Below are 24,150 nucleotides of genomic sequence, written 5' to 3' on the forward strand. Positions count from 1 at the left end.
TCCAGTCAGATCACGAGGTTGAGCGCGAGCACGAAGACCAGTCCGGTCACCGACAGCAGCGTCTCCATCGCCGACCAGGTCTTGAGGGTCTGCCCGACGCTCATCCCGAAGTACTCCTTCACCAGCCAGAAGCCGGCGTCGTTGACGTGGGAGAAGAACACCGAGCCGGCGCCGATCGCCAGCACCATCAGGGAGACCTCACCGCTGGAGAGCTGCGTGGTCAACGGTGCGAGGAGTCCGGAGGCCGTCACGGTGGCGACCGTGGCGGAGCCGGTCGCGAGCCGGATGAGTACGGCGACGAACCACGCCAGCAGCAGGACGGAGATGTTCGAGTCGGCGACCCGCTCGGCCACGATCGTGCCGATCCCGGTGTCGACCAGGGACTGCTTGAAGCCACCACCGGCCGCGACGATCAGCAGGATGCCGGCCACCCCGGGCAGCGAGGACTCGAGCGACTTCGCGACACCGTCGCGTCCCATGCCCGACCCGAAGCCGAGGGTGAACATGCCCACCACGACGGCGATCGCGAGGGCGATCAGCGGGGTGCCGAGCACGTCGAGGGTACGGCGCAGCGGGGCGGTCGCGTCGTCGATGAAGATGTCGGCCATCGCCTTGCCCATCATCAGCACCACGGGCAGCAGCACGGACGCGAGCGTCACGACGAAGCTCGGTCGGCGGTCGAACTCGCGCTCCGGGGCGTCGAACCGCTCGGGCACCGCCACGTCGACGTACCGCCCGACGAGACCGAAGACCGGGCCCGCGATGATCACCGTCGGGATGGCGACTGCGACGCCGAGGGCGAGGGTGGTGCCGAGGTCGGCGCCGAGGTAGTCGATCGCCGTGAGCGGGCCGGGGTGCGGCGGCACCAGGCCGTGCATGGCGGAGAGGCCGGCGAGCGCGGGGATGCCGATGGTGACCAGCGACTGGCCGGACCGGCGGGCCACGAGGTAGATCACCGGCATCAGCAGGACCAGGCCGATCTCGAAGAACATCGGCAGCCCGATGATCGCGCCGACCAGCGCCATCGCCCACGGCAGGGCGCGGGGCGAGGCGTGCCGGATGATCGTGTCGACGATCTGGTCGGCTCCCCCGCTGTCGGCGAGGATCTTGCCGAACATCGCTCCGAGCGCGATCAGGATGCCGACCCCGGCGGCCGTGGTCCCGAAGCCGCCGGTGAAGCTGGCCAGCGCGACCTCCACGCTGACCCCGGCCGTGATGCCGACAGTGATGGCGCCTGCGGTGAGGGCGAGGAACGGGTGGATCTTGCCGACGATGATCAGCGCGACGATGACGCCGATGCCGAGCAGGGCCGCGGCGAGCAGGCGGCCTTCGGACGCGACCGGATCGACGAGGTCGGTGCCGGCGGCGAGGACGAGATGAGCGGACATGGGGTGGTTCTCCTCAGTCGGTCGGTGCCGCGGTGCGGTCGACGTATTCCTGGACGATGGCGTCGACGTCCTGGTCGACATTGATGACGAGGCCGGCCTCATCGCTCCCGAGCGGTTCGAGCGTGTCGAACTGCGAGTCGAGCAACGAGGCCGGCATGAAGTGACCTGGCCGGCTGGCCTGGCGCCGCGCGATGACCTCACGCGACCCGTGCAGGTGGACGAACGCGGTGCGCGGGGCGTGCGCGCGGAGCTGGTCGCGGTAGGCGACCTTGAGCGCGGAGCAACTGATCACGCCACCCTGCGCGTGCCGGGCGAGCCACTCCCCGATCGCCTCCAGCCAGGGGTGGCGGTCGGCGTCGTCGAGCGCGTGGCCGGCGGTCATCTTCGCGATGTTGGCGAGCGGGTGGAAGTCGTCGGCGTCCGCGAACGGCACCCCGAGGCGTTGCGCGAGCGCCGCGCCGACGGTGGACTTGCCCGATCCGGACACGCCCATCACGACGACCTGCCCGACGGCCTGCGGGTTCATGCTGGTCATGTCGCCTCCTGCGGACGTGTCCTGATGTGTTGGCCGTCACAGTGTGCGATGATTAATCTGGTTTTATCAAGACCTTGACCCAATAAATCTGATTATTGGAGGAACGATGGCTCGCACCGCGCTGCACGACAACGTGCTCGATGCCCTCGGGCAGCGGATCGTCAGCGGCACCCTGGCCGCCGGCACGGTGCTGACCCTCGACACCATCGACAGCGAGTACGACGTCAGTCGCTCCGTGTCGCGCGAGGCGGTCCGGGTGCTCGCCTCGATGGGCATGGTCGCCTCGCGACAGCGGGTCGGCCTGACCGTGCAACCGCGGACGTCGTGGCAGGTCTTCGACCCGCGGCTGATCCGCTGGCGCCTCGAGTCGGACGACCGCGTTGCCCAGCTCCGCTCCCTGGGCGAGCTGCGCAGCGGATTCGAGCCCGTCGCAGCCGGACTCGCCGCCATCCGGGCCACGCCCGAGCAGTGCGGTGCGCTGTCGGCCGCGGCCAGCGACATGGTCGTCCACGGGCGCTCCGGCGACCTCGAGGCCTTCCTCGAAGCTGACGTCCTGTTCCACCAGATCGTGCTCGAGGCGTCCGGCAACGAGATGCTGGCCGCCCTCGACGGCGTCGTCGCCGAGGTCCTCACCGGCCGCACCCACCACCACCTGATGCCCACGAACCCCAAGGACGAGGCCATCGACCTGCACGTCGAAGTGGCCCGCGCGGTGCGCTCGGGCGACGCCACCGCGGCCCGGGCCGCCATGGCGGCGATCATCGAGGAGGCCACCGATGCGGTGGTGAATGTCGACACCGATGAGGGTGGTGGCCCGGATTCGACTAATGTCGGTTGAGCCATGGAGAACACGCCGGAACTTGCTGACCTGATTGATCTCATCAAGGCCGAGGAGCACACCGTCGAGGAGGTGCTCCCGGGCGTGCTGCACGTGAAGGGCCGGTTCTCCAACCCGGAGCGCATCGCCCTGCGTGCCGCGGCCGACGCGGGTGACCGCCCGATCGCGGTCTGGGCCACCAGCCACCGCGACGACTGGACCCTCATCGCGTGGGACCGCCCCGACCTGGTCGCCGTCAACCAGCGCGGCCAGACGCCTCAGCGCTGGCGCCACCGCGAGCTGCCCCCGACGCTGAACCCGGACGCCCAGACCTTCCTCGAGGGCGCGTCCTCGTCGTTCGACATCGAGACCCGGCCCAAGCACCAGCCGACCACCTCGGCCCGCGCCGTGCTCGCCCGCTTCGGGATCACCGACCCGCCCCCGCCGGGCTGGGTCGCGCCGGTCGTCGAGGTCCCGACCCCGGTCGAGAAGGTCGTGCCCGTCAAGGCACCCCGCGCGCCCCGCGCCACGAAGGCCGCCGTGCCCCGCACCCCGGCCAAGCCGGCCAAGTCGGACGTCGTCTTCAAGATCTGCCCGACCTGCTTCATGGCGCTCCCGTCCACGGGCGTCTGCGACAACGGCTGCTGAGCACCAAGGTCGTCGAGTAGCGCGAGCCGCAAGGCGAGCGCGTATCGAGACGCGCCATGCTGGTGTCATGAGCGAAACCTCCACTGCTCCCACCACCCTGCGCGCGATCTCGCGCGTCGGCATCGCCATCGCACTGGTCGGCGCGCTGATCCAGCTGGTCCTCGGGATCTACTACCTGGCGATGGCGCACTCGCCGTCCCCCAACGAGCTGCCCATGGGCATCGTCGGCAGCCAGGCCCAGCAGGACCAGCTGACCGAGCAGCTCGAGGCCGACGGCGCCTTCAAGGTCGAGCCGTACGACGACGCGGCCGCGCTGACGCAGGCGATCCGCGAACGCAAGGCCTACGGCGGCGTTGCGTTCGAGGGACAGTCCCCCACGCTCTACGTCGCCTCCGCGGCGTCCCCGTCGGTGGCCAACCTGTTCAAGGCGAAGTACACCGCGGCCTACCAGGACGAGATCGCCTCGCAGGTCGAGTCCCTCACCGCGGCCGGTGCCGCCGTCCCGGTCGCCACGCTCGCGGCCCTCACGACGCCGCCACCGGTGACGGACGTCGTACCACTGCCGAAGGAGGACAGCGGCGGCAGCTCGCTGGGCTTCGTCATCCAGGCGCTGTGCCTGGGCGGGTCCATCGCGTCGCTCGCGCTCGGACGGCTGCGGGGCAGGACCGAGCAGTCGACGCTGCGCGGCCTGGGGCACGCGGCCCTGCTGGTGGCGTACGCACTGCTGTCGTCGGGCGTGGGCCTGCTGGCGATGTCGCTGTTCGGGGTCGGTGACGGCGCCGACCACTTCACGCTGTTCTGGGGCCTGGCCCTGATCTCGCTCGCGGTGACCGCTTCGACCGCCGCATTCGTCGCCCTCATCGGGCCGGCCGGGTCCCTGATCGGCGGCCTCTACTTCACCGTCGGCCTGATCATCTCCGGGTCGTCGATCGCACCGGAGATGCTCCCGCGCTTCGGCCATACGATCGGCCAGCTGCTGCCGCCGGGGGCGGGGGCGACGGTCGCCCGCGACGCGCTCTACTTCCCCGACGCGTCGACGTCGGCACCGTTCGTGGTGCTCGGCCTCTACTCCGTGCTCGGACTGCTGGTGATCCTGTTGAGCAACGCCGCGGCGAACCACACCCGGTTCACCCGCATCCTGCGCCGATCGGGTGACTCATGAGCGAGCGCAACGTCCTCGGTGGCGACCTCCAGCCCTGCGGGACCGATCCGATGACCGGGTTCTACCGCGACGGCAACTGCTCGTGCGGGCCGCAGGACGTCGGGCTGCACGCGGTGTGCGCGGTGATGACCGAGGAGTTCCTGGCGCACCAGATGGCCGTCGGCAACGACCTGTCGACGCCGCGTCCGCAGTGGCAGTTCGCGGGCCTGCACCCCGGTGACCGGTGGTGCGTGGTCGCAGCCCGCTGGCTGCAGGCGTACGACGACGGAGCCGCGGCTCCGATCGTGCTCGCGTCGACCAACGAGCGGGCGCTCGAGCTCATCCCGCTCGAGGTGCTGCAGTCCCACTCCGTCGACGTCCCGGACGACCCGAGCGGCCTCTAGTCCCAGCTGTTGCTCAGCACCTCGCGGTGCGTGGGCAGGGCGTCGTCGTACACCTGACGACCCTGGTCGGTCAGGCAGACGAAGACGGCGCGGCGGTCGTCGTCGCAGGTCGACCGCGAGACCAGGCCGTCCTTCTCGAGCCGGGTGATCGCGCGCGACAGCGCGCTCTGGCTGAGGTGGATGTCCTGGGCGAGCTCGGCCATGCGGTACTTGCCGCAGTTGGCGTCGACGATCCGGTCCAGCGTCTCGAACTCGCTGAGCCCGATGCCGTGGCGATCCTGCATCGCCTTCTCGAGCGCACAGCTCACGACTGCGTGGCGGTCCAGCAACGCGCGCCATTCGGCGACGGGTGCTTGCGGAGCGCGGACCTTCGACACGGCTGCATCCTAGCCAGCAGGTTACATTCATGCAAACACATTATTTGCGCTTGCATTCAATGCACGTGCATGAAACCCTTCTCGGCATGTCCTCGACAACCTCCAATCCACCCTCCACGATCAGCGCGATCCGCTGGTCCACCCGCACCTGGGCCCTCCTGATGACCCTGTGCATCGTGCTCTTCCTCGACGGCCTCGACGTCTCCATGATCGGAGTCGCACTGCCGTCCATCGGCGCCGAGCTCGACCTGTCGACCTCGACGCTGCAGTGGCTGATCAGCGGCTACGTCCTCGGGTACGGCGGCCTGCTCCTCGTCGGTGGCCGCACCGCCGACCTGCTCGGTCGCCGCAAGGTCTTCCTGATCGCGCTCGCGGTCTTCGCCGTGGCGTCGCTGCTCAGCGGCTTCGTCAGCTCGGGCCCGCTGCTCATCGCGACCCGCTTCATCAAGGGCCTCGCCGCTGCGTTCACCGCACCGACCGGCCTGTCGATCATCACCACCAACTTCGCCGAGGGACCGGCCCGCAACAAGGCGCTGTCGATCTACACCGTGTTCGGTGCGGGCGGCTACTCGTCCGGGCTGCTCTTCGGCGGCCTGATGACCGGCGTCGGCTGGCGCTGGACGTTCCTGCTGCCGGTGCCCATCGCGCTGCTGGCGCTGGTGGCGGCGTACTTCCTGGTCCCCCGCGACAAGGCGGTCGCCGAGGGCGGCCACGACGTGCTCGGTGCGATCACCTCCGGTGCGGCGATGCTGCTCCTCGTCTACACGGTCGTCTCGGCACCCGAAGCCGGCTGGGCATCGGCCCGCACGGTCGGCTCGTTCGTCGCCGTGGCCGTCCTGTTCGCCGCCTTCGTCGCGATCGAGCAGCGCATCGCCCACCCGTTGATCCGGCTCGGCATCCTGCGCAAGTCGACCCTGGTGCGCGCGAGCATCGCGATCGTCGCGGTCGGTGGTTCGTACTTCAGCTGGCAGTTCATCGTCACCCTGTTCCTCCAGGAGGACCTGGGCTGGAGCCCGCTCGAGCTCGCGCTCGCCCTGTTGCCGATCGGCCTGATGGTCACCCTGTCGGCGATCTACTCCGACAAGCTCGTCGGCCGCTTCGGCACCGGCCCGATCATCGCCGTGACGATGACGGTGATGGCGATCGGCTACCTGATGTTCGTGCTGCGCCTGGACACCTCGCCGTCGTACGTCGGCATGCTGCTGCCCGCACTGCTCCTCATCGGCATCGGATGGGTGGGCTTCCCTGCCATCAACATCCAGGCCACCAGCGGCATCGATGACGACGAGCAGGGTCTCGCCGCGGGCGTGCTGCAGACCTCGATGCAGGTCGGGGCGGCGATCGTGCTGGCCGTGACCACCGCCATCGTCACGTCGGGCGCCGAAGGGGCGACATCAGCCGCCGACGTGCTCGACGCCTACCGACCGGGACTCGGCTTCGCCGCCGCAGTCTGCGCGGTCGGCGCCGCGGTGGCCGTTGCCGGCCTGGTCCTCGACCGGCGGACTGCAGACGCCACCACCCCGACCGCTCCGGAACCGGAGCTGGCCGAGGTGGCGTGACCTACCGAGGGGCGCAGGTCAGCCGACGCCGGCCTGCGCCTCCGCGGTCACGGTGACGCCTTCGGCCAACTCGATGATCTGGTCGTCGGTGAGGCCGAGCGAGTTCCAGACCTGGACCACGACACGGTGGGTGCCGTCGATGTAGGTCAGTGCCTTGGCCTCGTCGCTGTCGCGCAGCCACCCGTCGAGGTCGCCGACCTTGACCGGCGTGCCTTCCGGAGCGCCTGTGACCGAGGACGACTCGAGCATCACGGTGACCTTGTCGACGAAGACGTCGAGTCCGGTCAGGTTGTCGGGCCGGGCGATGTTGAGGTTGAACGGCCCGGCACCCTCGAGCACGAAGCCCTCGGGCACCTTGGTGATCACGAAGCCGGGCTCCTGGGCGCCGGTGTAGTTGACCAGCTCGAGGTCGCCGGCCTGGACCTGGTCGTCGGTGTTGTCGGTGGAGTCCTGGGCGATCACCGGCGCGCGGTCCTGGTCGGCGTTGATCGCCACGGTCACGCCGACGGCAGCGACGGCGGCAATGCCGAGGCCGGCCACGCCCATCCGGACGGTACGACGACGGGCGGCGCCGCGACCACGGAGCACGTCGCGCTTGACGATGTCGTCGGTGATCGCCGGGTCGAGGTCGTTGAGCTTGCGCAGGCGATCGGTGAGGTCGAGGTCGGTCATGATGCGTCTCCTTCGTGGGGGGTGTGCGGGGTGCTGGGGACGGTGCTGGGGTCGGGCAGGACGTCGCGGAGCTTGGCCAGGCCGCGAGCCGTCTGGCTCTTGACCGTGCCCTCGCTGCAGCCGAGCGCGTCGGCCGCGTCCTCGACGCTGAGGTCGACGACGTGGCGCAGTACGACGGCCGCCCGCATCCGGGCCGGCAGCGCGCTCAGCGCGGCGAGCAGCTCCGCGTCGATCGGCTCCTCGGCCGACGGGCCGGCCCGATCCGGCAGCTCGCCGGTCACCTTCTCCTTCGCCACCATGGGTCGGCGGCGGTGGTCGATGAAGGCGTTGACCAGGACCCGTCGCGCATAGGCGTCGACGCCGCCGCGCTTCGTGGCCCGGCCCCAGGCGAGGTACAGGCGCACCAGGGTGCCCTGGACGAGGTCCTCGGCCAGGTAGTGGTCGCCGGCGGTCAGGACGGTCGCCGTACCCAGGAGGTGGGAGCGGCGTCGTCGTACGAACTCTTCGAACTCCGCGTCACGCGGCGTCGGTCTCATGTCCCCTACACGAGTGGGAGGTCCCGGCGGGTTGCATCACCCGCCCCACGATGTCACCCGTAGTGGCAGACGTACCCCAGCGTCTCGGTGACCTCGATGTCGAAGGACGAGTCGCCGGGGACGCTGAAGGACTCGCCGGCGGCGTACTCGGTCCACTCCTCGGAGCCGGCCAGGCGGATCCGGCAGGCGCCGGCGTTGAGCTCCATCACCTCGGGCGCAGCGGTGCCGAAGTTGAGCTGTGCCGGGAAGATCACGCCGGCCGACTTCTTCGTGCCGTCGGCGAGGTGGAAGGTGTGGCTGACGCACTTGCCGTCGAAGTAGATGTTGGCCTGCGGGTCCAGGGTCACGTTCTCAAAGGTCACGGCCGAACTTTAGTGGGCGTCGGCGTGAGGGCCGGCGCGCGCGGGCTCCGGCGGTACGACGACACGCTGGCCTCGCCCGCGAGCCAGAACCGCCAGGGCACGTCGGCCGCCTTGGAGACGCCGACGCGCGGGCCGGCCTCGATGCGGTGCCGGTGGCGTACCTCCGGCCCGAGGGCGACGGCACCGGGGGCCAGGAGGTCGGTGCCGAGGTCGTCGAGCGTGATGGCGAGCGCCTGGGCGAGGTTGCCCGGTCCTCGTGCCAGTTGGTGGTCGGGGGCGTCGTTGCGGCGGGCCCGGGCGAGGTCGATTCCGTCGACCACCTCCCCTGCCCGCAGCAGCACCGCGGCCCCGATCTCGGTGGGTCCGGTGACGACGTTGGCGCAGTAGTGGATGCCGTAGGAGCGGTAGACGTAGAGCCGCCAGGGCGGTCCGTACATCACCTCCGAGCGCGGGGTGCGGGTGAAGGCATGGGAGGCGGGGTCCTCGCGGCCGCCGTACGCCTCGACCTCGGTGATCCGGATCGTGACGTCGTGGGCGGTGAAGGTGCGGCCGAGCAGGGAGCGCGCGCGTCGTACGACGTCGTCGGTGTTGCTGGCCACGGTGGCGAGGCTAGCCGCAGACCGAGGGCGGGCTGGCCCGGTCGGCCTTGACGTAGCGGTCCTCGCGCGGGTGGCGGCCGTAGCCGTCGCGGGAGTCGTAGCGCGCGATCGCGAGCCCCTGCTTGATCAGCTGCAGGCCGGCGTCGACCTTGCCGACGTCGACGTACCGCAGCAACCGGTCGTAGCGGTCGCGGTCCTCGTCGGAGGCGCCGAGGGTGATCCGCTTGCCGTCGACCAGGTCGACGAGCGCGTCCCGGGCTTCGTCGTAGCCACACTCACCACGCTCCGGGGTGTCGATCCCGACGAGACGCACGGTCTCGCCGTTGTCGAGGTCGACGGTGTCGCCGTCGACGACGTGCGTGACGACGAGCGTGCGGCCGTCCTTGGGCTGGACCTGCTGGACCTCGTTGTGGGGCCTGGCACTGGCATCGCCGAACACGCGGAACAGCACGAAGACCAGCGCGACGATCGCCACCGCGAGGAGCAGGGGGTGGCGGCGCATGTGCGGAACGTACGGCCAGGGTCCGACCCTGTCAGGGGAACGGCGAAGTCAGTCCTTCGGCGCCGGTTCGAAGGCGAGGTAGTGCACGTCGGTGAGCGGGCGCGACACGAGCTCGAAGATCCGGCGGCCGATCCCCCACTGGCCGCGGATCACCTTCGCGGCGCGCTGCCGGTCTGCTTCGTCGGTGAGGACCCGGCCGCGCGCGGCGATCGGATCACCCTCAGGGACGCCGCGGGCATCGCAGGGGGCGAGGAGCGCGCGCGGATCGTTGCGGATCCGCTTGGCCTTGAAGGCGTTGATCTCGGTCCAGACATAGAGCGTCTCGCCGTCGCGGGCGAACCACACCGGCGACGGAATGGGCGTCCCGTCGCGCTTGTAGGTCACCAGCAGCACGTGGACGTGACCGTCGAGGGACGAGAAGTCGGTGTGCTGCACCGGCCGGTCCAGGACGGTCATCGCCTCGGGCGCGCGCATGGCGTTCATCGGCTTCTTGCCCGACTTGATCAGCGGCCGGACGATGGCTCCAGGAAGTCGCATGGGTCGATCTTCGCGGCTGGGGCAGGCGCTGTCGTCCTCCCAGGGGCGGAATCGTCAGCTGTCCCCGCGCGCGAGCGCGGCGCCGGTCCACGCCTCGTCGCCACTGACGTCCTCGAGAACGTCGAGCCAGACCGGAACTGGCCGGGGTTCGTGGTCGCCGTCATCGATCTCGGCGAGCAGCGTGCCGTCCTCGAGCTCGTCGACGACGACGTGCCACCCGTCGCGGTGGACGTGGTGCCGCCGCTTGCGCAGCGTCCTTCCCGGCAGGCTCGAGAGGAGCAGGGTCCATTCGGCGTCGTCGAGGTAGAGCGACGTGCACGCGACCTCGGCCGGGCTGTCGCCAAGGCGCACCTTGTGCCCGAGCTTGCGCACGATGGTGCCGTCGGGTCGTCGTACCTCCCGAAGCCGGAGGCGGCTCCCGTCGACGTACCGGTCCTCGATCTCCCAGGTCTCCCCCACTCCCTCGGGAAGCGCAGCGACCAGGAACCGGCGTTCGCGTTCGACCACGGCGTACTTCAACGAGACCATGCCGCCAGTGTGCACAGAACCCGTATGGAATGGGGGTTCTGGGGTATCGAAGGTCATTCGGCGAAGGAGCCGAAGGAATCGATTGGAGTTCTCATGCTCACCATCTTGTGGTTGATCGCGGTCGTCCTGGTCATCGCTGGCGTCGTCTCGCTCGTCAAGGGACGGATCCTGTACGGCGCCCTGCTGATCGTCGTGGGCCTCCTCGTCGGCCCCGGCGGCGTCTCGATCTTCAACTGACTTCTCGTCCTCAACAACTCTGATCGAAGGAGCAAATCATGGCTATCGGACTGGGCATCGTGCTCATCGCGGCAGGGCTGATCCTGCTGCTCGACGTCGTGACGATCGACATGTCGTTCATCGACGACTCGGCACTCGGCGGCATCCTCTTGGCCGTCGGCATCCTGGCCATCGTGGTGTCGCTGATCGTGAACCAGCAGCGCAGTCGCCACACGGTGGTCGAAGAACGCCGCTGAAGCTGTCGAAGGCTCGGGCTCCCCACGCGGAAGTCCGGGCCTTCGTCATTTCTGGCGGAGGGCACGGGCGGGCGCACCCTAGGCTCACGTCCCATGACGCCCTCCGCGAAGAAGCACTACAAGGTCGTCGGCGCGGTCATCGTCCGCGACGGCCTGGTGCTGTGCGCCCGGCGCGCACCGGGCGGCGAGACCGGCGACCTGTGGGAGTTCCCCGGCGGCAAGATCGAACCCGGCGAGTCCGCGGGCCACGCACTCGAACGCGAGATCCTCGAAGAACTCGGCTGCCGGATCAAGGTCGGCGCCAAGGTGACCGCCACGACGCATGAGTACGCCTTCGGCGTCATCACCCTCACGACGTTCTACTGCGACCTTCTCGACGGTACGCCGACCGCGACCGAGCATGCGGCGTTGCTGTGGCTCCCGCCGGATGAGCTCGATGACCTCGAGTGGGCGCCGGCGGACGAGCCGGCTGTCGAGCTCGTGAAGCGGCACCTCGGGACGTAGCGGGTCGTCGTGGCTGCGGCCGAACCCGGCGGCGCTGTGCTCACGCCTCCGATGGCCGCACGCTATGGATGGGCGCCGGTCCAAGTGGTGGAGCGGCGGGCCATCTCGTAAATGGCACTGATGGCCTCATCGCTGAGAACGTCTCCGTGGTTGAGCAGCCACGTCGAGACGTTCTTGCGCCACGTGACGGAGACGCCCTCGGGTTGGGCCTTGATGACGACGTCTCTTGCATTGACGGTGACTACAAGGCCGTCAACGTGGACCGGGAAACCGCAGGCTTGAGTGAGAAACTTCGATGCCCGTTGGGCTTCGTAGCGGGCGTTGCGGATGTGTTGAGTCTTCGCGCCATTGACCATGAGCGTGTTACCGCCGACCCAGATCTTGGCTCCGGGGTGGTTTTTTGCGTTAACGGTGAACACTCCTCCGGGTCCGATGAGGAGATGGTCGATGTCGGATCCTCGATTGCCAACGGGGATGGCGTGAAGGAATCGCCAGCGCGGGTCTCTGATTGCTGCCTTGTTGAGTTGGGTTGCCACAAGTTCTTCGCCGTGGGCGCCGATACGCCACGCGCGCTCGTCGGTGTGGACGCCGAGCACCCGAGCGAGTGTTGTCTTGACCGGCGCTGCGGCGCGTCTAGACAAGGCCTGCTCCCGGGCCGCTGCCCCGGCGCGGTTCTCGGACAGGTCGCGCCAGGGCCTCGCCGTTGCGTCCAGCACTGAAGCGGGAGCGGCAACAGGTAACGGTTCCGCCGGAGCGGACGGCTCTACAGACGTCGCCCGCGTCGACGGCACCGGAGAGTTCTCACCGCCATTCTGCTGTCGCCACGAGGCGACTGCGGACGAGAGTAGAGCGGCGTGTGCCGGGTTCTCGGGGTGAGCCTCGTCAGAGAGGAGATCCCACCATCCAACCTTGAGATCGTCACCACCCTCGACAGGCACAGACACGTAGAGGCGGTCCTTGCCGTACCGCTTCCACCGGTTCACCACCGTCTCCTGGGTCATGCCCCGATCATCGGCTGGCGGCAGGCGATTCCGCAGCGGATCGTCAGGACTGGCATGACGCATCGGGTGGGGCGAGCGCGCGGATCCGAGTGAATCATCAGCCGTGAGTCGCCGTGCTTTGGCCCAGGCCGCCAGGCTGCGCTCAAAGGAGATGTTTCTATCGGCCCCACCCCTAAGCTTCGGCACGTGGAGCAACCGGTCGCCAAGAAGCAGATCAACGTTGTCGGGGCGGTCATCGTCAGGGACGGTGACGTTCTGTGTGCCCAGCGCGGCGACGGCGCTCTCGCCGGCATGTGGGAGTTCCCCGGCGGCAAGATCGAACCAGGCGAGACTCCCCGTCACGCGCTCGAGCGCGAGATTGACGAAGAGCTCGAATGCCAGGTCCGCGTCGGCGAGGAGGTCGTTTCGACCACCCACGAGTACGACTTCGGCATCGTCACGCTCACCACGTTCTACTGCGAACTTATCGACGGCACCCCGAGTCTGACCGAACACGCGGCCGTCGAGTGGCGCTCGCCGTCCAGGCTCTCCGAGTTGGATTGGGCACCCGCCGACATTCCCGCCGTCGAGAAGATCCAGGCGGAGTTGGCCGATCGATGAGTGACATCGGCTGGCACAAGGAGTTGGCCCTCGACGTCCAGTTCGGCTATCTCGGTGGCGACGTGGTCGCGCCTCGCCAACACCATCCCCAGATGGTGCTCAACGGCGAGAGCGAGTCCGTGCTCCGCGTACTGCGAGACGAACTGAAGCGAGCTTCGGGCTTCCTCTTCTCGGTCGCCTTTGTCTCCCCTCGCGCCATCGCCCTGTTGAAGCAAGAGATTTTCGAGTTTGGCGGAACAGGGCGAATTGTCACGTCCGACTATCTGGGCTTCAACCGTCCTGAGGCCTTCGCCGAGCTCCTCACCCTTGCCGACTACGGCGTCGACGTGCGCCTGCACCGCGCGAGCGCCTTCCACCCCAAGGGCTACATCTTTGATCACGCGGATGGGGTCACCGCGATGGTCGGCAGCTCGAACCTCACGGAGAGTGCGCTCGTCAAGAACCATGAGTGGAATCTCAAGGTGTCGGCAGCAACGGGGAGCGACCTAGCCGCCCAGGTCCGACGACTGATCGACGACCAACTCGCCGAATCGATCCCTCTGACGCCCGAATGGATCGAGCAGTACGCCGCGTCGTTCGTCGCGCCGGGCCCCCGCCCGCATCGAGCGCCGCTCGATGTGTCCGCATCGACCATTGACGAGGTCGAACCGCATCGCGGCGTTGTCCCGAACCTGATGCAGCGTGACGCACTTGCTGAGATCGCGGATGTTCGACGCAAAGGCGAGTCGCGAGCGATCATCATCTCCGCCACGGGGACGGGCAAGACGATCCTGTCAGCTCTTGATGTCCGCGCGTTCAATCCGCGTCGAATGCTGTTCATCGTGCACCGTGAGCAGATCCTGGATCGCACGATCCACGAGTATCAGCGGGTACTCGGCGGACCTCCGTCCGACTACGGCAAGCTCTCCGGCACCTCAAAGCAGACCGACCGGCGCTACACCTTCGCGACCGTTCAGACCCTGTCTCAACCCGACGTTCTCGCGGCTCTCGCACCCGACGCCTTCGACTACGTGATCGTTGACGAAGCACACCGTGCCGGTGCCATCTCCCACCGTCGCGTCATCGACTACTTCCAGCCAGAGTTCCTGCTCGGCATGACCGCGACTCCCGAGCGCACCGACGGCTTCAACGTCTACGAACTCTTCGACTACAACGTGCCGTACGAGATTCGTCTGACTCACGCTCTCGAGGCAGACATGCTGAGTCCGTTCCACTACTACGGCGTCGCGGACGTCACCCTCGACGACGGAACGACCGCAACCGCGGACTCCGATCTCGCGTTCCTCATCACTCCCGAGCGCGTCGACCACCTGCTCGAAGCCATCACCAAGTACGGCCAGGCAGGTGTCGCACCACGAGGCCTGATCTTCTGCAGCCGCAAGGATGAAGCCCACGCCCTAGCTCAGGCCCTGAACCAACGCACTCTGCGAGGGAAACAACTTCGCACGGTCGCGCTGACAGGTACGGACTCGATTCCCTACCGAGAGCACGTGGTCGAGGAACTCGAACGTGGCGCCATCGACTACATCCTGACGGTCGACGTCTTCAACGAAGGGGTCGACATCCCCTCGGTCAACCAGGTGATCCTGCTTCGCCAGACGCAGTCAGCGATTGTCTTCGTCCAGCAACTCGGCCGCGGGCTTCGCAAGGCCGACGGCAAGGAGTACCTCGTCGTCATCGATGTGATCGGGAACTACGCCAACAACTTCCTCATCCCGATCGCACTGTTCGGCGACGAGTCCCTCAACAAGGAATCGCTGCGCAAGAACCTGATCGCGGCCGAGGAGACGGGCGTTCTGCCTGGACTCTCCAGCGTGCGCTTCGACAAGGTCTCGCAAGAACGGGTGCTCCAGTCCATTGGCGACACCACCCTGAACAACGCGGCTCGCTTGAAGGTTGCCATCACAGGGATGAGTAACCGTGTGGGCGGGCTGCCGGAGCTTTGGGACTTCTACCGGTTCGAGTCCGTCGACCCCGTTCTCCTCGCGACTGATCGCGCTCACTTTCCTGCACTGCTCAAGGCCACTCTGGGCGAGGATCACGGATTCACCGACACCGAAGACCGCGCGCTTGGGCTACTGAGCCACGAGGTACTCACCGCCCGGCGCTTGCATGAGTTCGTCATCCTTCGCACTCTGCTCGACGGACCATCGTCGATCCAACGACTTCGCGAGGTATGCGCCGACGAAGGCTTGCCGTCGACTCGCGCCGTTGTCGAGGGTGCCGTCGACACGTTCACTCTGGCCCACCACGCTGAGGCGGACTTGAAGCGCTACACGCGGGGCGTCGTCGAACGCACGGGGGACGACGTTCGTCTCAGGGCTGACGTCGTCGCCGCCTACGAGGGCAACAAGACTTTCCGCAACGCTGTGGCCGACATCCTCAAGACGGGCATCGCGCTAGTCAGCGACCGGTATCGACGCGACGTCCCGTTCACCCCGGGAATGCAGTACGGCCGCAAGGAAGCCACGCGACTCCTGTCCCTCCCTCGGAAGTGGACATCAACGATCTACGGCTACAAGGCCGACATGGCCCAAGGCGTCTGCCCGATCTTCGTCACCCTCCACAAGGCTGATGACGTCTCTGCGAGCACCGCCTACGAGGACGCCATCGTGGATCGCTCAACGATGGTGTGGTTCACCAAGTCCCAGCGGCACCTCAAGAGCCCCGTCGAGCGGGCCATTGCTGCCAACGAACTCGACCTCCACGTGTTCGTGAAGAAGGACGATGCCGAGGGCAAGGACTTCTACTACCTCGGTAGCCCAACGGCGTACGACGCCGAGGACACCACGATGACCGACGGCAAGGGTAACCAGCTCCCTGTCGTGAAAATGCTGTTGCGTTTCGACGAACCGATCGAGTCGGCACTGTTCGACTACTTCCACCCCACGGTGACGCTTTAGCTTCTCGTCAGCCCGTTATTGGCTGGGATCGGATCAACCTGGTTGATCCAATCTCGGCCAATGATCCCAACGCCGAAGGCCCGGCCCCCTCGCAAGAGGTGACCGGGCCTTCGTGTGTCTCGATACGCCCTCGCCTAACGGCTCGGGCTACTCGACGACCTTGCTGTCAGCTGCAGCCGCTGGTGCTGCCGCACCCTTCGCACACGTAGCACGAGCCAGCGGGCCGCATCTTCGTGCCACAGGTGAGGCACAGCGGGCTGTCGACGGCGGTGCCGGTGAGCTGCTCGAGGAGCTCGGCCGTGGTCTTGGCGACCTTGACCTCGACGGCGGGGGCACCGGCCAGCGGGTCCTCGACGATCTCGGCGTCGGTGGGCTCGGAGGTTTCGAGGCTCGTCGCTTGCGCTCCTCGCACCTCAACCACCGGGGCGTCGATCAGCTCGGACGGGCTGCCGATGTCCTCCTCGAGGGGCTCGTAGGAGCCGGTCTCGAGGTGGCGCTGGCGCTCCTCGGCGGAGTAGATGCCGAGGGCGGAGCGGTCGTCGAAGGACAGGTAGTCCAGCGCCAGGCGGCGGAAGACGTAGTCCATGATCGACTGCGCCATGCGCACGTCCGGGTCGTCGGTGAGGCCGGCGGGCTCGAAGCGCAGGTTGGTGAACTTCGAGACGTAGGTCTCCAGCGGGACGCCGTACTGCAGGCCGATCGAGACCGCGATCGAGAAGGCGTCCATCACGCCGGCCAGGGTCGAGCCCTGCTTGCCGAGCTTGAGGAAGATCTCGCCGAGCGTCTTGTCGTCGTGCGCACCCGAGGTCATGTAGCCCTGGGCACCGGCCACCGTGAACGAGGTGGTGCGGGCCAGGCGGGACTTCGGGAGGCGCTTGCGGGTCGGGGCGTAGACGACCTTCTCCACGACCTTCTCGATGACCTTGGCGGCATCCGCGGCGTCGGCAGCGTCAGCGGCGTCCTTCTTGGCCTTGCCGCCACCGTCGGCCAGGGGCTGGCCGACCTTGCAGTTGTCGCGGTAGATCGCGGTGGCCTTGAGGCCGAGCTTCCACGACTCCATGTAGATCTGCTCGATCTCCTCGACCGAAGCGGACTCCGGCAGGTTGACCGTCTTGGAGATCGCGCCCGAGAGGAACGGCTGGCAGGCCGCCATCATCTTCACGTGGCCCATGGGCTTGAGCGAACGCTCGCCCATCGCGGTGTCGAAGATCTCGTAGTGCTCGGTCTTCAGGCCCGGAGCGTCGACGACGTGGCCGTGCTCGGCGATGTAGGCAACGATCGCCTCCACCTTCTCGGCGTCGTAGCCCAGCTTGCGCAGCGCACGCGGGATCGTCTGGTTGACGATCTGCATCGAGCCGCCACCGACGAGCTTCTTGAACTTGACCAGCGAGAAGTCCGGCTCGATGCCGGTCGTGTCGCAGTCCATCATGAAGCCGATGGTGCCGGTCGGCGCGAGCACCGAGGCCTGCGCGTTGCGGAAGCCGTTGGTCTTGCCGAGCTCGACGACCTGCGCCCACTCGGCGGAAGCCAGCTTGTGCACCTCGGCGTCGGAGATGTGCAGCGTGCGGACCGTGTCGTTGGCCGCCTGGTGCTTGCGCATCACCCGGTTGTGGGCCTCGGCGTTGCGGGCGTAGCCGGCGTACGGACCGACGATCGCGGCCAGCTCCGCCGAACGACGGTACGACGTACCGGTCATCAGGGAGGTGATGGTGGCTGCCATCGCGCGGCCACCGTCGGAGTCGTAGCCCAGGCCCATCGCCATCAGCAGGGCGCCGAGGTTGGCGTACCCGATGCCGAGCTGGCGGTAGTCGCGGGTCGTCTGGGCGATCGGCTCGGTCGGGAAGTCGGCGAAGCAGATCGAGATGTCCATCGCGGTGATGATCAGCTCGACGGCCTTCGCGAACAGCGGCGCGTCGAACGTGTCGTCGTCCTTGAGGAACTTCATCAGGTTAAGCGAGGCGAGGTTGCACGAGGAGTTGTCGAGCGACATGTACTCCGAGCACGGGTTGGACGCGGTGATCCGGCCCGTCTCCGGGTTGGTGTGCCAGTCGTTGATCGTGTCGTCGTACTGCAGGCCCGGGTCGGCGCAGGCCCAGGCGGCCTCGCTGATCTTGCGGAACAGGGTGCGGGCGTCGACGGTCTCGATGACCGAGCCGTCCTTGCGCGAACGCAGGCCGAACTCGCGACCCTCTTCGACGGCCGTCATGAACTCGTCGTTGACGCGGACCGAGTTGTTGGCGTTCTGGTACTGCACGGACGTGATGTCCTTGCCGCCCAGGTCCATGTCGAAGCCGGCGTCACGCAGGGCGCGGATCTTGTCCTCTTCGCGCCACTTGGTCTCGACGAACTCCTCGATGTCGGGGTGGTCGACGTCGAGCACGACCATCTTGGCCGCACGACGCGTGGCGCCGCCCGACTTGATGGTGCCCGCCGAGGCGTCGGCACCGCGCATGAAGGAGACCGGGCCGCTCGCCGTACCACCGGAGGACAGCAGCTCCTTGGAGGAGCGGATGCGGGAGAGGTTCAGGCCGGCACCGGAGCCGCCCTTGAAGATGAAGCCCTCTTCCTTGTACCAGTTCAGGATCGAGTCCATCGAGTCATCCACCGACAGGATGAAGCAGGCGGAGACCTGCTGCGGGGACTGGGTGCCGACGTTGAACCAGACCGGAGAGTTGAAGGAGAAGTACTGGTTCACGAGCAGCCAGGTCAGCTCGTGGTCGAAGATCTCGGCGTCCACCGCAGACGCGAAGTAGCCGTTCTCGATGCCGGCCTTGGTGTAGCGGGAGACCACCCGGTCGATGAGCTGCTTGAGACCGCGCTCGCGCTCGGGGGTGCCGACGGCGCCACGGAAGTACTTCGTGGTGACGATCGTCGAGGCGTTGAGGGACCAGAAGTCGGGGAACTCGACACCGAGCTGCTCGAAGACGGTCTCGCCGGTCTTCCAGTTCTGCTGGACGACGTCGCGACGCTCCCAGTTGATGGCGTCGTAGGGGTGCACGCCCTCGGTGCTGAAGACCCGTTCGATCTTCAGACCCTTCTTGTGGCCGCCGGTTGCGGTGGCTGCCTCGGTGTTGCTGGCCGTCTCGGTCATGTCTCTCCTGGTCTCCTGGTACGTCGTGCGGCGGTGTCTGTTCAAAGGTGTCTCTAAAAACCGGTGAATCCGAGAGGGGGGTGGCCCGGCAGGCGGCTTCCCCACCACCTGCCGGGCGTCTGTGGTCAGCCCGAGGGGGCTGGTTCGCTCTGCAACTGCCGCTCGGCGCGCAGGAGAGCGATCTCGTTCTCGAAGTCGGCCGCGGAGTCGAACCCGCGGTAGACCGAGGCGAAGCGAAGGTAGGCCACCTCGTCGAGGCGACGAAGCGGGGAAAGGATCGCCAGGCCCACCTCGTGGGCGGCGATCTCGGGGCTGCCGGCGAGGCGCAACTGGTCCTCGACCTCCTGGCCCAGGCGGGCCAGGTCGTCCTCGTCGACGGGGCGTCCCTTGCACGCCTTGCGCACACCCGAGACAGCCTTCTCGCGGGTGAACGGCTCGGTGGCGCCGGAACGCTTGAGCACCGTCAGCTGCATGGCCTCGACGGTGGTGAAGCGCTTCTCGCAGTCCAGGCACATCCGGCGGCGGCGGATCGCACAGCCGTCGTCGGAGACCCGCGAGTCGAGGACCTTGGTGTCACTGTGCTTGCAGTACGGACAGTGCATGAGCCCTCCTCACGAGAACCTGGGTGGCGGATGCTGTGGACAGAGGGGGAGCCTCCTGTGCACAACGGGACGAAATCTGTGCGTTTCCACCCCTCGTCCTGTGGACTAGATGTGGAGAACTACATCGTTGTAACTACTAGATGTAGTGGTAACCGTACGCCTCGACCACCACGGGTGCAAGCCCGGCCCCCAAGGAGTTCGAAGAAGTTTTTCGGGCGGGCTCATTTGCGCTCCGAACCGGCCCATCGGAGGGTTGAGGGGACACGTCAGCCACCCATCGGACACAATGACGCCGTGGCGGGAGGCAAGCGATCCGGAGACCGGGCCAAGGCAGGTTTTCGACCTGATCTCCTGCTGCTTGCCGTCGGGATCACCTTCGCGCTGGTGGCCTGGGGATACCTCGTCTTCGCCGCGATCGACTTCGGCGCCACGGCCCGCCACGACGGCAAGGCCAGCGCCTGGTTCTTCCTGCTGATCGCCTGCGTCGGCGCCATGTTCTGCCTGTTCCTTGCGTTCATGCTCGCCGTACGCCTCTCGCGTGCGGTCGGCTGGAGCGAAGGCCCCCAGCCCCGCGTGAAGCGCGACCCCAGCCTTCCCAAGGGCGGCAAGCGCGCCGCTCGGTAGCGCGCGGACAGCCCGGGCGGACAGCGCGAAGGGCGAGGTCCGGCTGCATGAGCCAGACCCCGCCCCTCGTCTTCCCCTGCACCCGTCGGGGTCGAAGCGACGGGCGAGCTGTGGTTACTCCGTCGGAACGCGGAGCTGCTGGCCGGCGTAGACCATGCTCGAGTCGAGCGTGTTGAGCTGCTGGATCTGCTCCATCACCGAGCGGACGTCGTCGCCGGTGGTCGAGGCCACGTCGCTGGCCAGGCCCCACAGGGTCTCGCCGGGCGCCACGGTGACCACCTCGACGGCGGGAGCGCCGCCGCCCTCGCGGGTCGCGGCGGAACCGGCGGCGAGCCACACGGCGGCCGCGATCACCACGGCGAAGGCGAACGCGAGCACCACGAGCCGGCCGCGGCGGGTCAGCCGGACCTGGCTGTGCTGGCTGCGGGCACGCACCGGGCGGGCCGTCGTCGTACGACGAACGGTGGAGACCTGCGGGGCGAACGTGATGGTGCTCATGGAAACCTCCGGGGGAAGTGGACGGGCCATGTCTAGTCAGGCCGTCCGACAGAAGCTGATCGATCAGGCGTTCGATCGAACATGTGTACGAGGTTAGATCAGGTGTTCGAACAAATCCAGTACCTGTTCGAACAAACACTCGACGGCGTGTCGCGACACGCCCTTCGAACAGATGTTTGAAGAACGGCCCGTTCATCGGTTAGCGTCGTCACATCCGATCCGGGCGATCTGCCGGAAGACTTGGGAGGGCATCCATGGCTGACAAGGCCAAGACCACGAGTGGCAGCACCGTCACGGAGCTGCCCGACGGCCCCCCGGACGCCAGTGGGCTGACCGCCCGCCAGCTGCGCGTGCTCGCGCACATCAAGGACAGCATCGAGAAGCGCGGCTACCCGCCGAGCATGCGCGAGATCGGCCAGGCCGTCGGCCTGACCAGCACCTCCAGCGTCGCCCACCAGCTGCGCACCCTGGAGGAGAAGGGCTACCTCAAGCGTGACCCCAACCGCCCGCGCGCCCTCGAGGTCTTCCTGCCCGAGGTGATGGCCGCCCGCCGCGCCATGTCGACGGTCGAGGAGACCGGTCACGACGGGTACGACGACACCGGCATCAACGACGCAGCGCCGACCCCGCGCAACGTGCCGGTCGTCGGCCGGATCGCGGCCGGTGGCCCGATCCTGGCCGAGGAGCGCGTCGAGGACGTGTTCCCGCTCCCCCGCCAGCTCGTCGGCGACGGCCAGCTGTTCCTGCTCCAGGTCAGTGGCGAGTCGATGATCGACGCTGCCATCTGCGACGGCGACTACGTCGTGATCCGCCAGCAGCCGACCGCCGAGAACGGCGAGATCGTGGCCGCCATGATCGACGGCGAAGCGACGGTCAAGACGTTCCAGCGCAAGGCCGGGCAGGTGTGGCTGCTGCCGCACAACCCCGCGTTCGAGCCGATCGACGGCACCAACGCCACGATCCTGGGCAAGGTCACGGCGGTCCTTCGCCGGGTCTGACGTAAGGTCAGGGGGTTCAATCCGTCGACCACGAAGGCCGAACTTCCCCATGACGCGCCGCAGCAACCTGCCCTTCTCGGGGCTGCTCATCGCCCTGCTCGCCCTCCTCCTGCTCGTGCCGTTCCTCGGCACCGCAGCGCAGGCCGACCCTGGCGACCCAGCGGACCCGGGTGCGGCCGCGGCGGAGACCCCGCAGGAGGTCGCCGAGGAGGCCCTCGAGACGGTCGAGGACCTGCTCGACCCGGCAGCCACGGCGACCATGCCGGACGCCAAGGACCACGGCAAGGACGCGACCCTCGCCCTGCGCGACCTGGCGGCCAGCCGCGCCGACCTGCCCAAGGACAAGAAGGACGACGCCGGGCGCCTGCTCGCGCGACCGACCGACGGCGCCAACGCTCCCGGCAGCTACGAGTGCGAGGGCAACACCGGCCCGCCCTGCTACCAGACGCCGGAGAACACCCCGCTGTGCACCGGCTACCTCTGCGTGCACTACGTCGACGGAGCCGACGCGAGCGCCGCCGACCCCGAGAACGGCCCGGGCGGCCGTTGGTCCGGCACCGACGCCAACTACCCCGACTACGTCGAGTTCGTGGCCCAGGCCTTCTCCGTGGTGGCGAATGCGTACACAACGGCCGGCTACCAGCGGCCCGCGGGCGACGGCTTCATCGGCGGGAACGGCGCCGACAAGGTCGACGTCTACATCGCCGAGCTCGGCCAGTTCGGCATCTACGGCTACTGCGCGACCGACCAGGAGATCAGCGGCCACGGTGCTGCGCCCGCCTACTGCGTCGTCGACAACGACTACAGCGCCGCCGACTACCCGAGCCACACCCCGGCGGACAACCTCAAGGTCACCGCTGCCCACGAGTACTTCCACGCCGTGCAGTTCGCCTACGACGCGAACGAGGACGGCTGGTTCATGGAGGGCACCGCCACCTGGGTCGAGGACGAGCTCTTCAACGCGATCAACGACAACCGGTCCTACCTGCCCTACGGCCCGCTCGGCGTGCCCAGCCAGCCCGTCGACCGCTGGGGCAACCTCGCGCAGTACGGATCGTGGATCTTCTTCCGGTACCTCGGCGAGCGCTACCCCACCTCCCAGGGACTGCTTCCCGTGATCGTGCGCAAGATGTGGGAGAAGGCGGGCGCCGGGCAGTACTCCGTCCAGGCCATCACCTCGGCGCTGACCGACCTGCGCACCACCATGAACGTGCAGTTCGCCGGGTTCGCCTTCTGGAACCGACGCCCCTCCGCGTTCTACTCCGAGGGTGCCGGCTACGCCCCCACGCCGCTGTACGGGACCTACAACCTCAGCGCCTCCGCGCCTTCCAAGAGCCTGCGCTTCCAGCTGCACCACCTGAGCGCCAAGCACTACCGGTTCGTCCCGAAGATGACCGGCGCATGGAAGCTGCGGGTCCAGCTCAACCTCAACTACATCATCGCGGGCGGCGCCGCGGTCGTGACCGTGAAGAAGAAGGGCCAGGCGCCGGTCGCCAAGATCGTCGCACTCAACAGCACGGGCGATGGCGTGTCGTCGTACTCCTTCGGTGGAGCCGTCGACTGGGTCGAGGTGGCCGCGGTCAGCGCCAGCACGCGCTACGTCAACTGCGGTACGCGCGACTACCAGTGGACCTGCGGTGGCCTGCCGAAGGACGACGGCGTCTACCAGAGCGTCGTGGTCAAGGCTGTGCGCGGCTGAGCCGCTTCAACGCAGCCCGGACCATGGCCGGGTCGGTCGTCGCCCACATGGGCGGCAGGCTCGACTTGAGGAACGAGCCGTAGCGCGCGGTCGCGAGCCGCGGGTCGAGTACGGCGACCACGCCACGGTCGGACGTCGTACGGATCAAGCGACCCGAACCCTGCGCGAGCAGCAGCGCCGCATGGGTCGCGGAGACCTGCATGAAGCCGTTGCCGCCCGCCTTGTCGGCCGCCTTCGAACGGGCACTCATCAACGGGTCGTCCGGGCGCGGGAACGGGATGCGGTCGATGATGACCAGCTGGCAGGTGTCCCCCGGGACGTCGAGCCCCTGCCACAGGCCGAGCGTGCCGAACAGGCAGGTGTGCGGGTCCTCGACGAACTGGCGGGCGAGCTCCGGGAGCTGGGCGTCGCCCTGGGCCAGCGTGGTGAGGTGCGGCAGGGCGGTGCGCACGTGCTCGGCCGCGGCCTCGGCGGCACGTCGGCTGGAGAACAGCCCCAGCGTGCGGCCGTCGGCGGCGTCGACCAGCTCGGTGATCTCGTCGAGCTGGGCCT

At 68.0% G+C, this 24,150-nt stretch carries 28 protein-coding genes; 13 read left to right on the forward strand and 15 right to left on the reverse strand.

The window, feature by feature from the left end:
- Window positions 1-5 precede the first annotated feature (5 nt).
- Entirely contained in the window at window positions 6-1,388 is a 1,383-nt protein-coding gene (locus ACOADB_RS21385) for a GntP family permease (RefSeq protein ID WP_378603257.1), read from the reverse strand.
- A 13-nt stretch (window positions 1,389-1,401) separates the two neighbouring features.
- The gene (locus tag ACOADB_RS21390) at window positions 1,402-1,923 is read right to left on the reverse strand and encodes a gluconokinase (protein WP_378603260.1); all 522 of its coding nucleotides are present in this window, start codon (window positions 1,921-1,923) and stop codon (window positions 1,402-1,404) included.
- 106 nt (window positions 1,924-2,029) lie between these two features.
- Between ACOADB_RS21390 and ACOADB_RS21395 the strand changes: the two genes are divergently transcribed.
- From ACOADB_RS21395 to ACOADB_RS21410, 4 genes are all read left to right on the forward strand, one after another.
- Window positions 2,030-2,761: a FadR/GntR family transcriptional regulator gene (locus tag ACOADB_RS21395; protein WP_378603263.1), complete on the forward strand. Its 732-nt coding sequence runs from the start codon at window positions 2,030-2,032 to the stop codon at window positions 2,759-2,761.
- Between the two features lie 3 nt (window positions 2,762-2,764).
- On the forward strand, window positions 2,765-3,388 hold the full coding sequence (locus ACOADB_RS21400) for a hypothetical protein (protein ID WP_378603266.1): 624 nt from the start codon (window positions 2,765-2,767) through the stop codon (window positions 3,386-3,388).
- 67 nt (window positions 3,389-3,455) lie between these two features.
- Complete coding sequence (locus ACOADB_RS21405) at window positions 3,456-4,550, forward strand: ABC transporter permease (protein WP_378603268.1); 1,095 nt, start codon at window positions 3,456-3,458, stop codon at window positions 4,548-4,550.
- Complete coding sequence (locus ACOADB_RS21410; protein WP_378603270.1) at window positions 4,547-4,933, forward strand: DUF2237 family protein; 387 nt, start codon at window positions 4,547-4,549, stop codon at window positions 4,931-4,933. The genes ACOADB_RS21405 and ACOADB_RS21410 overlap by 4 nt, the downstream gene beginning before the upstream one ends.
- Here the strand turns inward: ACOADB_RS21410 and ACOADB_RS21415 are convergent.
- Window positions 4,930-5,310, reverse strand: coding sequence for a MarR family winged helix-turn-helix transcriptional regulator (locus ACOADB_RS21415; protein WP_378603273.1), 381 nt, complete (start codon window positions 5,308-5,310; stop codon window positions 4,930-4,932). The two genes, ACOADB_RS21410 and ACOADB_RS21415, sit on opposite strands and share 4 nt — an antisense overlap.
- 86 nt (window positions 5,311-5,396) lie before the next feature.
- Here ACOADB_RS21415 and ACOADB_RS21420 point away from each other — a divergent pair, with 86 nt between their 5' ends.
- A complete protein-coding gene (locus ACOADB_RS21420) occupies window positions 5,397-6,869 on the forward strand; it encodes an MFS transporter (protein WP_378603276.1) in 1,473 nt (490 codons plus the stop codon).
- Between the two features lie 18 nt (window positions 6,870-6,887).
- On the opposite strand, the gene ACOADB_RS21425 is transcribed toward ACOADB_RS21420, so the two are convergent.
- From ACOADB_RS21425 to ACOADB_RS21455, 7 genes are read right to left on the reverse strand one after another with little or no spacing between them, the layout of a single operon-like run.
- The gene (locus tag ACOADB_RS21425; RefSeq protein ID WP_378603279.1) at window positions 6,888-7,541 is read right to left on the reverse strand and encodes a hypothetical protein; all 654 of its coding nucleotides are present in this window, start codon (window positions 7,539-7,541) and stop codon (window positions 6,888-6,890) included.
- A complete protein-coding gene (locus ACOADB_RS21430) occupies window positions 7,538-8,077 on the reverse strand; it encodes a SigE family RNA polymerase sigma factor (protein ID WP_378603282.1) in 540 nt (179 codons plus the stop codon). Before ACOADB_RS21430 ends, ACOADB_RS21425 begins: the two co-directional genes overlap by 4 nt.
- 53 nt (window positions 8,078-8,130) lie before the next feature.
- Window positions 8,131-8,439: a pyrimidine/purine nucleoside phosphorylase gene (locus ACOADB_RS21435; protein WP_378603285.1), complete on the reverse strand. Its 309-nt coding sequence runs from the start codon at window positions 8,437-8,439 to the stop codon at window positions 8,131-8,133.
- Complete coding sequence (locus ACOADB_RS21440; RefSeq protein WP_378603287.1) at window positions 8,436-9,038, reverse strand: DNA-3-methyladenine glycosylase; 603 nt, start codon at window positions 9,036-9,038, stop codon at window positions 8,436-8,438. Before ACOADB_RS21440 ends, ACOADB_RS21435 begins: the two co-directional genes overlap by 4 nt.
- A gap of 10 nt (window positions 9,039-9,048) precedes the next feature.
- Complete coding sequence (locus ACOADB_RS21445) at window positions 9,049-9,540, reverse strand: thermonuclease family protein (protein ID WP_378603290.1); 492 nt, start codon at window positions 9,538-9,540, stop codon at window positions 9,049-9,051.
- Between the two features lie 48 nt (window positions 9,541-9,588).
- The gene (locus ACOADB_RS21450) at window positions 9,589-10,077 is read right to left on the reverse strand and encodes a PPOX class F420-dependent oxidoreductase (RefSeq protein WP_378603293.1); all 489 of its coding nucleotides are present in this window, start codon (window positions 10,075-10,077) and stop codon (window positions 9,589-9,591) included.
- A gap of 54 nt (window positions 10,078-10,131) precedes the next feature.
- The gene (locus ACOADB_RS21455) at window positions 10,132-10,605 is read right to left on the reverse strand and encodes a hypothetical protein (RefSeq protein WP_378603295.1); all 474 of its coding nucleotides are present in this window, start codon (window positions 10,603-10,605) and stop codon (window positions 10,132-10,134) included.
- A 93-nt stretch (window positions 10,606-10,698) separates the two neighbouring features.
- On the opposite strand from ACOADB_RS21455, the gene ACOADB_RS21460 reads away from it, so the two are divergent.
- From ACOADB_RS21460 to ACOADB_RS21470, 3 genes are all read left to right on the forward strand, one after another.
- On the forward strand, window positions 10,699-10,842 hold the full coding sequence (locus ACOADB_RS21460; RefSeq protein ID WP_378603298.1) for a GPGG-motif small membrane protein: 144 nt from the start codon (window positions 10,699-10,701) through the stop codon (window positions 10,840-10,842).
- A 38-nt stretch (window positions 10,843-10,880) separates the two neighbouring features.
- Window positions 10,881-11,078 carry a hypothetical protein gene (locus tag ACOADB_RS21465; RefSeq protein ID WP_378603301.1) on the forward strand — a complete coding sequence of 66 codons (198 nt, stop codon included), beginning with the start codon at window positions 10,881-10,883 and terminating at the stop codon, window positions 11,076-11,078.
- A gap of 93 nt (window positions 11,079-11,171) precedes the next feature.
- The gene (locus ACOADB_RS21470; RefSeq protein ID WP_378603304.1) at window positions 11,172-11,582 is read left to right on the forward strand and encodes a (deoxy)nucleoside triphosphate pyrophosphohydrolase; all 411 of its coding nucleotides are present in this window, start codon (window positions 11,172-11,174) and stop codon (window positions 11,580-11,582) included.
- Window positions 11,583-11,644: 62 nt separating this feature from the next.
- Here ACOADB_RS21470 and ACOADB_RS21475 read toward each other — a convergent pair whose 3' ends face one another.
- Window positions 11,645-12,583, reverse strand: a complete 939-nt coding sequence (locus ACOADB_RS21475) for a nuclease-related domain-containing protein (RefSeq protein WP_378603307.1) — start codon at window positions 12,581-12,583, stop codon at window positions 11,645-11,647.
- A 186-nt stretch (window positions 12,584-12,769) separates the two neighbouring features.
- On the opposite strand from ACOADB_RS21475, the gene ACOADB_RS21480 reads away from it, so the two are divergent.
- Together ACOADB_RS21480 and ACOADB_RS21485 are read left to right on the forward strand one after the other, a co-directional pair.
- Window positions 12,770-13,183, forward strand: a complete 414-nt coding sequence (locus tag ACOADB_RS21480; protein ID WP_378603310.1) for a (deoxy)nucleoside triphosphate pyrophosphohydrolase — start codon at window positions 12,770-12,772, stop codon at window positions 13,181-13,183.
- Window positions 13,090-16,086, forward strand: coding sequence for a DEAD/DEAH box helicase (locus ACOADB_RS21485; protein WP_378603313.1), 2,997 nt, complete (start codon window positions 13,090-13,092; stop codon window positions 16,084-16,086). Before ACOADB_RS21480 ends, ACOADB_RS21485 begins: the two co-directional genes overlap by 94 nt.
- A gap of 166 nt (window positions 16,087-16,252) precedes the next feature.
- Here ACOADB_RS21485 and ACOADB_RS21490 read toward each other — a convergent pair whose 3' ends face one another.
- Both ACOADB_RS21490 and nrdR read right to left on the reverse strand, forming a co-directional pair.
- Window positions 16,253-19,177, reverse strand: coding sequence for a vitamin B12-dependent ribonucleotide reductase (locus ACOADB_RS21490; RefSeq protein ID WP_378603316.1), 2,925 nt, complete (start codon window positions 19,175-19,177; stop codon window positions 16,253-16,255).
- A gap of 125 nt (window positions 19,178-19,302) precedes the next feature.
- Window positions 19,303-19,779 (reverse strand): transcriptional regulator NrdR, encoded by a 477-nt coding sequence (nrdR, locus tag ACOADB_RS21495; protein WP_378603319.1) that lies wholly within the window; start codon window positions 19,777-19,779, stop codon window positions 19,303-19,305.
- Between the two features lie 294 nt (window positions 19,780-20,073).
- Here nrdR and ACOADB_RS21500 point away from each other — a divergent pair, with 294 nt between their 5' ends.
- Window positions 20,074-20,403, forward strand: coding sequence for a hypothetical protein (locus ACOADB_RS21500; RefSeq protein ID WP_378603322.1), 330 nt, complete (start codon window positions 20,074-20,076; stop codon window positions 20,401-20,403).
- A 114-nt stretch (window positions 20,404-20,517) separates the two neighbouring features.
- Here ACOADB_RS21500 and ACOADB_RS21505 read toward each other — a convergent pair whose 3' ends face one another.
- On the reverse strand, window positions 20,518-20,901 hold the full coding sequence (locus ACOADB_RS21505) for a LysM peptidoglycan-binding domain-containing protein (protein ID WP_378603325.1): 384 nt from the start codon (window positions 20,899-20,901) through the stop codon (window positions 20,518-20,520).
- Between the two features lie 254 nt (window positions 20,902-21,155).
- On the opposite strand from ACOADB_RS21505, the gene lexA reads away from it, so the two are divergent.
- Window positions 21,156-21,899 (forward strand): transcriptional repressor LexA, encoded by a 744-nt coding sequence (gene lexA, locus ACOADB_RS21510; RefSeq protein ID WP_378603328.1) that lies wholly within the window; start codon window positions 21,156-21,158, stop codon window positions 21,897-21,899.
- Window positions 21,900-21,948: 49 nt separating this feature from the next.
- Complete coding sequence (locus ACOADB_RS21515) at window positions 21,949-23,598, forward strand: MXAN_6640 family putative metalloprotease (protein ID WP_378603331.1); 1,650 nt, start codon at window positions 21,949-21,951, stop codon at window positions 23,596-23,598.
- Here ACOADB_RS21515 and ACOADB_RS21520 read toward each other — a convergent pair.
- The coding region (locus ACOADB_RS21520) for an ATP-dependent DNA helicase (protein ID WP_378603334.1) at window positions 23,579-24,150 on the reverse strand (572 nt) is incomplete at its 5' end. The two genes, ACOADB_RS21515 and ACOADB_RS21520, sit on opposite strands and share 20 nt — an antisense overlap.

Source organism: Nocardioides sp. CPCC 206348, assembly GCF_048654705.1.
In the GTDB taxonomy this organism is placed as follows: domain Bacteria; phylum Actinomycetota; class Actinomycetes; order Propionibacteriales; family Nocardioidaceae; genus Nocardioides.